The organism is Rhizobium sp. H4 (assembly GCF_003013335.1).
GTDB classification, from domain to species: Bacteria; Pseudomonadota; Alphaproteobacteria; order Rhizobiales; family Rhizobiaceae; genus Rhizobium; species Rhizobium sophoriradicis.
In genome coordinates this window covers 72575-86020 of the sequence record NZ_PSOW01000002.1, presented here as the reverse complement: position 1 = coordinate 86020, position 13446 = coordinate 72575, and the positions used below count along the sequence as shown (strand labels likewise).

Here is a 13446-nt window from a genome sequence, read left to right as displayed (position 1 = left end):
GGGAACGGAATGGTGGCGAATCCTGGCGGAGGTTCAACTGATGCCGGTGGCGGACCGGTTCGTCACATTCCTGTTCTTCTCGAAGAGGTCCTCGCGGCGCTGGCGCCCGCGCCCGGCAAACTCATCCTCGACGGTACTTTCGGTGCGGGTGGCTACACCTCGGCCATTCTTGCCGCCGGCGCCGAGGTGATCGCGCTCGATCGCGATCCGACGGCAATAGCGGCGGGGCAGGCGATGGTCGCCGCCCATGGCGGCCGTCTCAGGCTCGTTCATTCGCAATTCTCGCATCTGGCCGATCATGCGCCGCAGGGCGGGCTCGATGGCGTCGTTCTCGACATCGGCGTTTCCTCCATGCAGCTTGATGAGGCCGAGCGTGGCTTCTCCTTCCAGAAGAACGGGCCGCTCGACATGCGCATGTCGGCGGCAGGCATTTCGGCAGCCGACGTTGTCAACCGCGCCAAGGTCGCCGATCTCATCCGCATCTTTCGTTTTCTGGGCGAGGAAAGCCAAGCGCCGCGTATCGCGCATGCGATCGAGAAGCGCCGTGCCGAAAAGCCGTTCGAGACGACGCGTGACCTTGCCGGTCTCATCGAGCTGGTCACCCCACGCAAGATGAAGGACAAAATCCATCCGGCGACGCGCGTCTTCCAGGCGCTGCGCATCTTCGTCAATGATGAACTCGGCGAATTGGCGCAGGCGCTGTTTGCGGCGGAACGAGCGCTGAAACCCGGCGGGCGGCTCGTCGTCGTCACCTTTCATTCGCTTGAAGACCGCATCGTCAAGAAATTCTTCTCCGACCGCGCCGGCAAGGCGACGGGATCGCGGCACCTGCCGGCCGCGCATGAGCGGGCTGCGACTTTCACGGTGATCGGCAAGCCGATGGTGTCGGCGAGCGAGGCGGAGGCCGAGGTCAATCCGCGCGCCCGCTCCGCCAAGCTGCGCGCCGGCCTCAGGACGGATGCCGCCACGGAGCCGGCGGATATGTCGCTGTTCGGGTTTCCCAATCTTGCCACTCTCGGAAAGCTTGGAGGTTGACATGCTGAAGACGTTCGATCTCGTGCTCATCGGCGTCATGACGGCAGCTGCCGCCGTCACCTATACGATCAAGCATCGCGCCGAATTGAAGCTCGAGGAGGTTCACCGCCTCGAAGCCGAGATCAAGCTCGAGAAGGATACGATCGACCTTCTCAAGGCCGACTGGGCGCTGCAATCGCAGCCGAACCGGCTGGAGCGGCTGGTCAATGCCTATAATGCCGAGCTGCAGCTGCAGCCGACGGAATCGACGGCGCTCGTGCATGCCAAGGAGTTGCCGATGCTGAAATCGGAGGTTCCCGTACCTGATGTGACGGAGGCCAAGGCCAGCGCCAAAGGCGCGACCGTAGCCAGCGCCAAGGGTGCCGGCGGTGCTGCCAAAGCGCAGCCCGTTCCGATGCCCGTTCCGCGCGGCGGCGTCGAGCAGCACGGTGTCGTTGAGGATGAGGCAGACGAGATCGAAACGGGGTCGGTGGAATAATGTCGTTTCTTTCCCGCATCATGGTCCTGAAGAGCCAGGCGCATTTCTCCGCCGGCGTCTATAACCGTTTCGGCGGCCCTTCCGCCGGTCTGGCGATCGAAGGGTCGCGCAAGAAAAAATCCGGGCAGGCGAAAAGCCGCGTCGGTCTGCTGATCATGGGTTTCATGGGCGTCTACGCCGTCATCGGCGGTCGCCTCGTCGAATATGCGATGAAGGATCAGGAGGTCGTCTCCAGCATCCTGCCGCCCGACCGGCTGATGGCTTCGCGCCCCGATATCCTCGACCGCAACGGCGAGGTGCTGGCGACCGATATCCGCACCGTCTCGCTGTTTGCCGAGCCGAACAAGATCGTCGACGTCGACGAGGCTGTGGAGAAGCTTTCGAGCGTCCTGCCCGAACTCGACGTCAGGGACACCTATAAGAAGCTCTCGGTCAAGACCTCGCATTTCGCCTGGCTGCGCCGGCAGCTGACGCCGAAGCAGCAGAGCCAGATCCTGGCGCTCGGCATTCCCGGCATCGGCTTCCGGCCGGAGAAGCGCCGCTTCTATCCCGGCGGACCGACCGCCGCGCACATTCTCGGCTACGTCAACATCGACAACCGCGGTGTCGCCGGCATGGAGAAATATATCGACGACCAGGGGCTTGCCGATCTCGCCTCGGTCGGTATGACCAGCGACCAGCCGCTGGAGCCGGTGCGGCTTTCGATCGATCTGCGCGTGCAGAACATCGTTCGCGATGCGGTCATCAACGCCGTCAACAATTTCCAGTCCAAGGGCGCAGGCGCTGCCGTCATCGACGTCCATACCGGGGAAGTGCTCGGCATGGCATCGGCGCCGGACTTCGATCCGAACAATCCGCAGGAGGGCGCCAAGGAAGGCTGGCTCAACCGAATGACCAACGGCACCTTCGAAATGGGATCGACCTTCAAGACCTTTTCGCTGGCGATGGCGCTCGACAGCGGCAAGGTGAAGATGACCGACACATTCGATGCCAGCAAGTCGATCTATATCGGTGGCTTCACCATCCATGACTTTCACGGGCAGCGCCGCTGGCTGACCGTGCCTGAGATTTTCCAGTATTCGTCGAACATCGGCACGGCGCGCGTCATCGACATCGTCGGCATCGATTCGCAGAAGGATTATCTGACCAAGCTCGGCCTGCTGACGAAAATGCAGACCGAGCTTCCGGAAGTGAAGATGCCAAGCCAGCCGCGCGTCTGGAAGAAGATCAATTCGATCACGATTTCCTTCGGCCACGGCGTCTCGACGACGGCGCTGCAGACCGGCGTGGCGGCCGCCGCCCTCGTCAACGGCGGCAAGCTAATCGAGCCGACATTCCTGCCGCGCACGCGCGAACAAGCCGATCAGATCGCCACGCAGGTCCTCAAGAAGTCGACCAGCGACGCCGTCCGCTATCTCCTCGATTTCAACGGCTACAAGGGTTCCGGGCGCGTGGCCCGCGTACCCGGCTTCGGCGTCGGCAGCAAGACGGGTACGGCCGACAAGGTGGTGAACGGTCGGTATTCCTCGTCGCTGAACTTCAATTCCTTCATTGCCGCCTTCCCGATCGACAATCCCCGATATGCCGTGATCACCTTCTGCGACGAGCCGAAGACAGGCGAAAAGCAATATGGCGGAACGCTCTCCGCCGGTACGGCCGGTCCCATCGCCCGTGATATCATCCGTCGCGCCGCCCCCATTCTCGGCATCGAGCCGAAATTTGGGGAGGGCGGATCGGCCTTGCTGGTGTCTTATTGAGCGTGAATGAATATCGGCGCCGATTCGCGAGGGGTGAACCGGCTTCAAGAGAGAAAAGTGCATTCGATGAAATTGCGAGACCTGGCCGGAGATCAGTTTCCGGAACTTGAAGCACAGCTCGAAGGCCCAGCAGGCCTGCTTAATATTTCAGGCCTGTCTTCGGACAGCCGTCATGTGGCGCCGGGCAACGCCTTCGTCGCGGTCGCCGGCACAAAGGCGGACGGCGCGGGCTTCATCGTCGATGCCGCCGGCCGAGGCGCTGCCGTCGCGATCGCCTCCCAGCCGGTCGATGCTTCCATTCCGGTGCTTGCGGTCAAGGAGCCGCGTCGCTTCCTTTCGATCGCCGCCGCGCGGTTCTACGGCAGGCAGCCCGAGACCATGGTCGCCGTCACCGGCACGGCGGGCAAGACCTCCGTCGCCTCGTTCACCCGTCAGATCTGGGCGCATGCAGGCCATGCGGCCGCGATGATCGGCACAACGGGCGTGGTTTCGCCGACGCGCAACGAATATGGCGCATTGACGACGCCCGATCCGGTGTCGTTGCACAAGCTTCTGGCTGAACTTGCCGACGAAGGCGTCACGCATGCGTCGATGGAGGCTTCCAGCCACGGTCTCGACCAGTGCCGGCTTGACGGCGTCAAGCTCGCCGCCGCCGCCTTCACCAATCTCGGCCGCGACCACATGGACTATCATCCGACCGTCGAGGCCTATATGGCCGCCAAGATGCGGCTGTTCGACACGCTGCTGCCGAAGGGTGCGCCGGCGGTGATCTTTGCCGACGACCCCTGGTCGGCCCAAGCGATCAAGGCTGCGGCCGATGCCGGACATGATGTCCGTACCGTCGGGCGCAAGGGCGATTACCTCACGCTCAAACGCGTCGAGCATTTCCGCCACAAACAGATGGCGGAGATCCATATCGGCGACGAGATCTTCGAGGTGGATATTCCGCTGGCCGGCGATTTCCAGGTCGCCAACGCACTAGTCGCGGCCGGGCTTGCCATGTCGACCGGCGTCGAGCCGAAAGTTGCGATGGCTGCGCTCGAAAAACTCGTCGGCGCCTCCGGCCGTCTCGAGCTCGTCGGCCATACGAAAGATGGCGCGCTCGCCTATGTCGATTATGCCCATAAGCCGGATGCGCTGGAAAATGTGCTGAGCTCGGTCCGACCCTTCACCACGGGCCGCGTCGTCGTCGTGTTCGGCTGCGGCGGCGACCGCGACCGCGGCAAGCGGCCGATCATGGGCGAAATCGCCTGCCGGCTTGCCGATGTGGTCATCGTCACCGACGACAATCCGCGCTCGGAAGAGCCGGCCTCGATCCGGGCGGAGATCATGGCAGCCGCGCCTTGCGCCGCGGAAATCGCCGATCGCGCCATCGCCATCCGCGAGGCGGTCGCCATGCTGACATCGGGCGATACGCTGATCGTCGCCGGCAAGGGGCATGAGGAAGGGCAGACGATCGGGAGCGTCACACTGCAGTTCTCCGATCATGCGGAGGTGCGCAAGGCGTTGGAGGAACTGAAATCTTGAGCTGGCTCTGGACCACCGAAGACATGATCGCAGCGATGGCGGGGCGCCCTTTCGGCACGCTGCCCGAAGGCATCACCGGCATTTCCATCGACAGCCGCTCGATCAGCCCGGGCGAAGCCTTCTTCGCGATCAAGGGTGACCGCGTCGACGGTCACGACTACGCGTCAATGGCGATGGCGAACGGCGCCTCCCTGCTTGTCGTCAGTGAGGCGAGGCTTCCGGCCATGGGCCGCTTGACGGTGCCGATGATCGTCGTGGAAGACGTGCTCGCGGCTCTTGGCAAGCTTGGCCTTGCCTCGCGCGAGCGCTCGCGGGCCCGGATCATCGCGGTGACGGGATCGGTCGGCAAGACCACCACCAAGGAAATGCTGCGGCAGGTGCTGTCGCCTTCCGGCAAGGTGCACGCGTCTGTTGCTTCCTTCAACAATCATTGGGGCGTTCCTCTGACGCTGGCGCGCATGCCTGGCGACACGGATTATGGTGTCTTCGAAGTCGGCATGAATCATCCGGGCGAGATCCGGCCGCTGGTGTCGATGATCCGCCCCGACGTCGCCGTCATCACGACAATCGCGCCGGCTCATCTCGGCAATTTCAAGAACATCAAGGAGATCGCCGCCGCCAAGGCCGAGATCTTCGAAGGGCTCGAATCCGGCGGTCATGTCGTGCTCAACCGCGACAACGACCAGTTCAATTTCCTCGACCGCACGGCGCAGTCGCTCGGCATCGAGCATATCCATTCCTTCGGCCAGCATGCGAAAGCCGAATTCCGGCTCGCGGAGTTCAACGGCTCGGACGAGAATTCGACTCTGTGGCTGACGATCGGCGGCGAGACGCTCGAGGTGGCGCTCGGCGCGCCGGGCCGGCACATCGCCGAAAATGCACTTGCCGCACTCGGTGTCGTCAGGATTGTCGGCGCCGACATCGAGAAGGCAATCGCAGCGCTTGCGACGCTGAAGCCGGAAAAGGGCAGGGGCAAGCGCCACCGGCTCTCGATTGGCGGCGGCAACGGCAGCTTTACGCTGATCGACGAGAGCTACAACGCCAACCCGGCCTCAATGCGCGCGGCGATCGCGCTGCTGGCGGCTGCCGAGCCGACCGGCCGCGGCCGCCGCATCGCCGTGCTCGGCGACATGCTCGAAATGGGCGAGTATGCCGAGAAGGTTCACACCGATCTCGCCGGGCCGCTGCTTGCGGCCGGCATCGAACATGTCTGGCTCGCAGGCGCCGACATGGCCGCGCTGAAGGAATCATTGCCGGAAAGCGTCCATGTCGAGTATCGCGAAAAGACCAGCGAATTGACGGATTATGTACTGAACTCGGTCGCGCCAGGCGACGTGTTGATGGTGAAATCGTCTCTGGGCATCGGTTTCGGCAAGATCGTCGCCGCGCTTCTTGACAAGTTCCCGGCATTTTCCGACACGCAACGCGAACGTTGACCGGGTAACAAGGGGCCCTGAATGCTGATCTGGCTTGTCGAACTGTCGGAATATTTCAAATTTCTGAACCTGTTCAGATATATTACCTTCCGCACGGGCGCCGCTCTCTTCACCTCCGCATTGATCGTGTTCCTGTTCGGGCCGACCATCATCAATTCGCTGCGCATCCGGCAGGGCAAGGGTCAGCCGATCCGCGCAGACGGGCCGCAGACGCATTTCAAGAAGGCTGGCACGCCGACCATGGGCGGGCTGATGATCCTGGCCGGCATTGTCGGCGCGTCGCTGCTCTGGGCCGATCTTTCCAACGTCTATGTCGTTGCCACGCTGCTGGTGACGCTCGGCTTCGGCGCCATCGGCTTCTATGACGATTATCTCAAGGTGACGAAGCAGAGCCACATGGGCTTTTCCGGCAAGGCCCGTCTCGGCATCGAGTTCATCATCGCCGGCATCGCCGTCTACTTCATGATGCGCACCGCCCTTGCCTCGGGGAGCGCCGGCTCGACCTTCGGCTCCTCGATCGCCTTTCCCTTCTTCAAGGATTTCCTGATCAATCTCGGCATCATGTTCGTGGTGTTCGGCGGCTTCGTCATCGTCGGCGCCGGCAATGCCGTTAACCTGACCGACGGCCTGGATGGGCTCGCCATCGTGCCTGTGATGATCGCCGCCGCCTCCTTCGGCGTCATCGCCTATCTCGCCGGCAACGTCGTGTTTGCGAACTACCTGCAGATCAATTTCGTGCCCGGCACCGGCGAGCTTGCCGTCGTGCTCGGCGCCGTCATCGGGGCGGGCCTCGGCTTCCTCTGGTTCAATGCGCCGCCGGCCGCCATCTTCATGGGCGACACCGGGTCGCTGGCGCTCGGCGGCACGATCGGCACCGTCGCCGTCGCCACCAAACACGAGATCGTCATGGCGATCATCGGCGGCCTCTTCGTCATGGAGACGCTCTCGGTCATCATCCAGGTCGGCTTCTTCAAGATGACCGGCCGGCGCGTCTTCCTGATGGCGCCGATCCACCATCACTTCGAGAAGAAGGGCTGGACCGAGAGCCAGGTGGTGATCCGCTTCTGGATCATCGCGGTCGGCCTTGCCATGCTCGGCCTCTCGACGCTGAAGCTCCGGTGAGGCGGCGATGATCCCGGTCACGACGCTGAAAGACAGGAAGGTCGCGCTTTTCGGGCTCGGCGGCTCCGGTTTTGCTACCGCGCGCGCGCTGATCTTGGGCGGCGCCCATGTGACCGCCTGGGACGACAACCCTGACAGCGTCGCCAAGGCCGCGGCAGAAGGCATCCGCACCGAGGATCTGCATACGATCGACTGGAGCCAGCAGGCGCTCTTCGTGCTTTCGCCCGGCGTGCCGCTCACCCATCCGAAGCCGCACTGGACGGTCGATCTGGCGCGCGGCGCCGGCGTCGATATCGTGGGCGACGTCGAGCTCTTCGTGCGCGAGCGTCGCGCCCATGCACCGGACTGCCCGTTCATCGCCATCACAGGCACCAACGGCAAGTCGACGACGACGGCGCTGATTGCCCACATCCTGAAATCATCAGGCTACGACACGCAGCTCGGCGGCAATATCGGCACGGCGGTGCTGACGCTCGACCCGCCGAAGGCGGGGCGTTATTTCGTCGTCGAATGCTCGTCCTACCAGATCGATCTGGCGCCGACGCTGAACCCCTCGGCCGGCATTCTGCTCAACCTGACGCCCGACCACCTCGACCGTCACGGCACGATGCAGCACTATGCTGACGTCAAGGAACGGCTGGTCGCCGGCAGCGATGTCGCGGTCGTCGGCGTCGACGACAGCCATTCGGCGGTGATTGCAGACCGTATCGAGCGGGCAGGTGTCAAGGTGGTCCGCATCTCGCGCCGCAACGTGGTGGCCGAGGGCATCTATGCCGAGGGCACGAAACTCATTCAGGCCGCCGGCGGCGCCATGTTGCCCTTCGTCGATCTCGACGGTATTCAGACGCTGCGCGGCAGCCACAATGCGCAAAACGCCGCGGCTGCGGTCGCCGCCTGCCTTGCCGTCGGGGTTTCCGCCGACGACATCCGCGTCGGCCTTGCTTCGTTCCCCGGTCTCAAACATCGCATGCAGCCGGTCGGCAGACGCGGCCGTGTCGTCTTCGTCAACGATTCCAAGGCCACCAATGCCGATGCAGCGGCGCCGGCGCTTTCGAGCTATGATCGCATCTACTGGATCGCCGGCGGCCTGCCGAAATCTGGCGGCATCACGACGCTCGCTCCCTATTTCCCGCGCATCGCCAAGGCCTATCTGATCGGCGAGGCGGCGGCGGAATTCGCCGCCACACTCGGCGAGGCCGTTCCCTACGAAATTTCGGGAACGCTGGAGCGCGCAGTCGCGCATGCCGCAGCCGACGCGGATCGCGACGAGGCGGCTGCTTCGGCCGTGATGTTATCCCCGGCTTGCGCAAGCTTCGACCAGTATAAGAACTTCGAAGTCAGGGGCGATGCCTTCGTCAGCCACGTGGCGGCACTTGACGGAATGACGATGCTGATCGGTCCTGTAGCAGGAGAGAAATGACATGGTAAGCCGCGCGGAACGTGGGCCTCTGGCCGATTGGTTCTGGACCATCGACCGCTTCTTCCTGGCGATGTTCATCTTCCTGATGGGCATCGGCTTCATGCTGTCCTTCGCGGCATCTCCCGCGGTCGCCGAGCGCATCGGGCTCGAGCCTTTCCACTTCGTCAAGCGCCACGCGGCCTTCATGATCCCTTCGATCGCCGTCATGCTGGGCCTATCGTTCCTGACGCCGCGCCAGGTGCGGCGAACCGCGATCCTGCTGCTGATCATTTCGCTCGCCATGATGGTGCTGGTGCTGTTCGTCGGGCAGGAGGTCAAGGGCGGCAGGCGCTGGATCTGGATCGCCGGCCTATCCATCCAGCCCTCGGAATTCATGAAGCCTGCCTTCGTCGTCGTTTGCGCCTGGCTGTTTGCCGAACATGCGCGCCAGCCTGAAATTCCCGGCAATCTCTTCGCTATCATTCTGTTCGGCATCGTCGCGGCACTTCTCGTCGCACAGCCGGACCTCGGCCAGACCATCCTGACGACGGCCGTCTGGGGCGGGATGTTCTTCATGGCCGGCATGCCCTGGATCTGGATCGTGCTACTCGGTATCGGCGGCGCCGGAGGCCTGCTCAGCGCCTATTACGTCTTTCCGCACGTTGCCGGCCGAATAGACAAGTTCATGACCGGCGAGGGCGACACCTTCCAGATCGACACAGCGCGTGAGGCGATCATCCGCGGCAGCTGGTTCGGCCAGGGGCCGGGCGAAGGCATCGTCAAGCGCATCATCCCCGACGCTCATACCGACTTCATCTTTTCGGTCGCGGCCGAAGAATTCGGTATCGTCTTCTGCATTGCGCTCGTCGCCCTGTTTACCGTGCTGGTGCTGCGCGGCTTGTCGCATGCATATCGCGAACGCAATGATTTCAACCGTTTTGCCGTCGCCGGTCTGGTATTGCAGCTTGGGATCCAGTCGATCATCAACATAGGCGTCAACCTCGAGCTGCTGCCGGCAAAAGGCATGACGCTGCCGCTGATTTCCTACGGCGGCTCGTCCATGGTGGCGATCTGCGTCACCGCCGGTTTCATTCTGGCGCTGACGCGCCATCGTCCGGAAAAACGTGCGCAGGAGCGGAGCCTTTTCCGCGTCCCGCACGGCATGCCGGCGGAGTAAGCGTATGAGCAAAGGCATCGTGCTGCTTGCCGCCGGGGGAACCGGCGGCCATGTGTTCCCGGCGGAGGCGCTGGCCTTCAAGCTGAAGGAGCGCGGCTATTCGGTGCATCTCGTCACCGACAGCCGGGCCGAGCGTTATGCCGGCAAGTTCCCCGCCGAGGAGATCCACGTTGTACCGTCGGCGACGATCGGTTCGAAGAACCCTGTCGCCGTCGCCCGCTCGCTGTGGACCCTCTGGAGCGGCATGCGGGCGGCCAAGAAGCTGATCCAGCGGCTAAAGCCCGTTATCGTGGTCGGTTTCGGCGGTTACCCCACCGTGCCGCCGCTGCTGGCCGCCACGCGGCTCGGTATTGCCTCGATGCTGCATGAGCAGAATGCCGTCATGGGGCGCGCCAACAAGGCGCTGGCCCCGCGCGTCAAGGCGATTGCCGGCGGCTTTCTGCAGGAAAGCGGCGATGTTATTTCCGACAAGACGGTTGCGACCGGCAATCCGGTGCGTCCTGCGATCCTTGCCGCGGCCGAACAGCCGTATCAGCCTTCCCAGCCCGGCGAGCCGTTCAATCTCGTCGTCTTCGGCGGCAGCCAGGGCGCGCAGTATTTCTCCAAGGCCATGCCAACGGCAATCAGCCTGCTCGACGACGGGCTGCGGGCGCGGCTCAGGGTGACCCAGCAGGTTCGGCCGGAGGACATGGAGATGGTTCGCGGCTGTGTGGCGCAGCTGCAGATGGGTGCGGATATCGCGCCGTTTTTCAACGACATGGCTGAGCGTCTTGCCAAAGCGCATCTGGTAATCTGCCGCTCCGGCGCTTCCACGGCTTCGGAAATCTCCGTCATCGGCCGTCCGGCCATCCTGGTGCCCTATCCGCATGCGCTCGATCATGATCAGGCGGCGAACGCCGCCGCACTGGCTGCGACCGGCGGCGCCAAGGTGATCGCTCAGTCCGAGCTTTCGCCTGAACGCATCGCCTCTATACTGAGCCATGTGATGAACGATCCGGAAAAGCTGTCGCACATGGCGGCGGCTGCGAAGCTTGCCGGGAAACCGGATGCGGCGAACTTGCTTGCCGACATGGTTGAGGCTATTGCCGCCGGCAAGACAGTCTCAGAATTCAAGAGGACACGCGCATGAAACTGCCGAAGGCGATCGGTCTCGTCCATTTCATCGGCATTGGCGGCATCGGGATGAGCGGCATTGCCGAGGTGCTGCACAATCTCGGCCATAAGGTGCAGGGATCGGACCAGGCCGACAGCGCCAATGTCCAGCGCCTGCGCGACAAGGGCATCGAAGTCTTCGTCGGCCATCGGGCTGAAAATCTGGGTGATGCCGAAGTCGTCGTCGTCTCGACGGCGATCAAGAAGAGCAATCCGGAACTTATCGCCGCCCGTGAAAAGCTGCTGCCGGTGGTGCGCCGCGCCGAAATGCTTGCCGAGCTGATGCGCTTCCGCAATGCGATTGCCATCGGCGGCACCCACGGCAAGACGACGACGACCTCGCTGGTGGCGACCCTGCTCGAGGCCGGCGGGCTCGACCCGACCGTCATCAACGGCGGCATCATCAACGCCTACGGCACCAATGCCCGCATGGGCGAGGGCGAGTGGATGGTGGTCGAGGCCGACGAATCGGACGGCACCTTCCTGAAGCTTCCGGCAGATGTCGCCGTCATCACCAATATCGATCCCGAACATCTTGATCATTACGGCAATTTCGATGCCGTGCGCGCCGCCTTCCGGCAGTTCGTCGAGAACGTGCCGTTTTACGGTTTTGGCGTCATGTGCCTCGACCATCCCGAGGTGCAGTCGCTGGTCGGCCGCATCGAGGACCGCAAGATCATCACCTATGGCGAGAACCCACAGGCCGACGTGCGCTTCAAGAATGTGCGCATCGACGGTACGCGCTCGATTTTCGATGTCGAGATCCGCCGCCGCCGCACCGGCCAGGTGACCGAGCTCAAGGGGCTGGTCATGCCGATGCCTGGGCGGCACAATATTTCCAACGCGACGGCGGCGATCGCCGTTGCCAACCGGCTCGGCATATCGAGCGCCGACATTGCCAAGGGGCTTGCCTCCTTCGGCGGCGTCAAGCGCCGCTTCACCTTGACGGGCGAATGGAACGGGGTGCAGATCTTCGACGATTACGGCCACCATCCGGTGGAGATCAAGGCGGTGCTGCGCGCCGCCCGCGAAGCCTGTAAGGGCCGCATCATCGCCGTTCACCAGCCGCACCGCTACAGCCGCCTCGCAAGCCTGTTCGAGGAATTCGCTGCCTGCTTCAACGATGCCGACAGCATTTTGCTGGCGCCCGTCTATGCTGCGGGCGAGGATGCGATCGAAGGCGTCGACTCCACGTCGCTCGTCTCCCGCATCAAATCCGGCGGCCATCGCGACGCCCGCTTCCTGTCTTCGGCCGAGCTTCTGCCTGAGATGGTTGCAGAGGTTGCAAAGCCTGGTGATTTCGTGGTTCTGTTGGGGGCTGGGAGCATCACATCCTGGGCAGCGGCACTGCCCAGACAACTGGAAGGCCTATCGGGAAAGTCCGCATGAAACAGGTGAATGGGGAAAAGCTTCTCGCGTCTCTCGGAGACGGTGTAAAGGATATCCGCGGTCGCATCACGCCGGATGCCCCCATGGACCGCGTCACCTGGTTCAGGGCCGGCGGGCTCGCCGAGCTGATGTTCCAGCCGCATGATGTCGACGATCTCATCGCCTTCCTGAAGATCCTGCCGGAAGAGGTGCCGCTGACGGTGATCGGCGTCGGCTCCAATATCCTGGTGCGCGACGGCGGCATTCCCGGCGTCGTGCTGCGCCTGTCCGCCAAGGGCTTCGGCTTCGTCGAGCTGGCCGGTGAAAACCGCATCCTTGCCGGCGCCATCTGCCCGGACAAGCATGTCGCGGCGATGGCGATGGACAACGGCATCGGCGGCTTCCATTTCTACTACGGCATTCCCGGCGCCATCGGCGGCGCGGCGCGCATGAATGCCGGCGCCAACGGGGTGGAGACGCGCGAGCGGCTGATCGAGGTCAACGCGGTCGACCGCAAGGGCAACAAGCATGTGCTTTCCAATGCCGAGATGGGCTATTCCTACCGGCATTCCGCAGCCCCTGCCGACCTTATCTTCACCTCGGTGCTGTTCGAGGGCTATCCAGAGGATCGCGCCCAGATCCGCGCCGAGATGGATGCCGTGCGCAATCATCGCGAGACGGTGCAGCCGGTGCGCGAGAAGACCGGCGGCTCGACCTTCAAGAACCCGCCCGGCCACTCGGCTTGGAAGCTGATCGACGAGGCGGGCTGCCGCGGCCTCGTCATCGGTGGCGCGCAGATGTCGTCGCTTCACTGCAACTTCATGATCAATATGGGGCAGGCGACCGGCTACGATCTCGAATATCTTGGCGAGCAGGTGCGCCGCGAGGTCTTCGAGAAAGATGGCATCAAGCTCGAATGGGAAATCAAGCGCCTCGGTGTCTTCATGCCCGGCCGCGAAGTGCGTCCGTTCCAGGGCGTCACTAGCGAATAACGG

Annotated in this window: 11 protein-coding genes; all 11 read left to right on the top strand. The window is 63.5% G+C overall.

All coding sequences use genetic code 11. From position 1 onward, the window contains the following. Positions 1–9: 9 nt before the first annotated feature. From rsmH to murB, 11 genes are read left to right on the top strand one after another with little or no spacing between them, the layout of a single operon-like run. Positions 10–1035 (top strand): 16S rRNA (cytosine(1402)-N(4))-methyltransferase RsmH, encoded by a 1026-nt coding sequence (gene rsmH, locus C4N04_RS03130; RefSeq protein WP_077993032.1) that lies wholly within the window; start codon positions 10–12, stop codon positions 1033–1035. Between the two features lies 1 nt (position 1036). Continuing rightward, positions 1037–1513 (top strand): hypothetical protein, encoded by a 477-nt coding sequence (locus C4N04_RS03125; RefSeq protein WP_106795411.1) that lies wholly within the window; start codon positions 1037–1039, stop codon positions 1511–1513. Then, the gene (locus C4N04_RS03120) at positions 1513–3270 is read left to right on the top strand and encodes a penicillin-binding protein 2 (RefSeq protein WP_039621015.1); all 1758 of its coding nucleotides are present in this window, start codon (positions 1513–1515) and stop codon (positions 3268–3270) included. The genes C4N04_RS03125 and C4N04_RS03120 overlap by 1 nt, the downstream gene beginning before the upstream one ends. 6 nt (positions 3271–3276) lie before the next feature. After that, positions 3277–4797, top strand: a complete 1521-nt coding sequence (locus C4N04_RS03115) for a UDP-N-acetylmuramoyl-L-alanyl-D-glutamate--2,6-diaminopimelate ligase (RefSeq protein ID WP_183738691.1) — start codon at positions 3277–3279, stop codon at positions 4795–4797. Next, positions 4794–6233, top strand: a complete 1440-nt coding sequence (locus tag C4N04_RS03110) for a UDP-N-acetylmuramoylalanyl-D-glutamyl-2,6-diaminopimelate--D-alanyl-D-alanine ligase (RefSeq protein ID WP_077993029.1) — start codon at positions 4794–4796, stop codon at positions 6231–6233. Before C4N04_RS03115 ends, C4N04_RS03110 begins: the two co-directional genes overlap by 4 nt. A 21-nt stretch (positions 6234–6254) precedes the next feature. Next, positions 6255–7355 (top strand): phospho-N-acetylmuramoyl-pentapeptide-transferase, encoded by a 1101-nt coding sequence (gene mraY, locus C4N04_RS03105; protein WP_038690133.1) that lies wholly within the window; start codon positions 6255–6257, stop codon positions 7353–7355. Positions 7356–7362: 7 nt separating this feature from the next. Next, a complete protein-coding gene (gene murD / locus C4N04_RS03100; protein ID WP_096763385.1) occupies positions 7363–8775 on the top strand; it encodes a UDP-N-acetylmuramoyl-L-alanine--D-glutamate ligase in 1413 nt (470 codons plus the stop codon). Between the two features lies 1 nt (position 8776). Next, positions 8777–9931 carry a putative lipid II flippase FtsW gene (gene ftsW, locus C4N04_RS03095; protein WP_038690129.1) on the top strand — a complete coding sequence of 385 codons (1155 nt, stop codon included), beginning with the start codon at positions 8777–8779 and terminating at the stop codon, positions 9929–9931. A gap of 4 nt (positions 9932–9935) precedes the next feature. Next, positions 9936–11060: an undecaprenyldiphospho-muramoylpentapeptide beta-N-acetylglucosaminyltransferase gene (gene murG, locus C4N04_RS03090; protein ID WP_106795410.1), complete on the top strand. Its 1125-nt coding sequence runs from the start codon at positions 9936–9938 to the stop codon at positions 11058–11060. Further along, the gene (gene murC / locus C4N04_RS03085; RefSeq protein ID WP_038690125.1) at positions 11057–12472 is read left to right on the top strand and encodes a UDP-N-acetylmuramate--L-alanine ligase; all 1416 of its coding nucleotides are present in this window, start codon (positions 11057–11059) and stop codon (positions 12470–12472) included. The genes murG and murC overlap by 4 nt, the downstream gene beginning before the upstream one ends. Further along, a complete protein-coding gene (gene murB, locus C4N04_RS03080) occupies positions 12469–13443 on the top strand; it encodes a UDP-N-acetylmuramate dehydrogenase (protein WP_038690123.1) in 975 nt (324 codons plus the stop codon). Before murC ends, murB begins: the two co-directional genes overlap by 4 nt. The last annotated feature ends 3 nt before the right edge of the window (positions 13444–13446 follow it).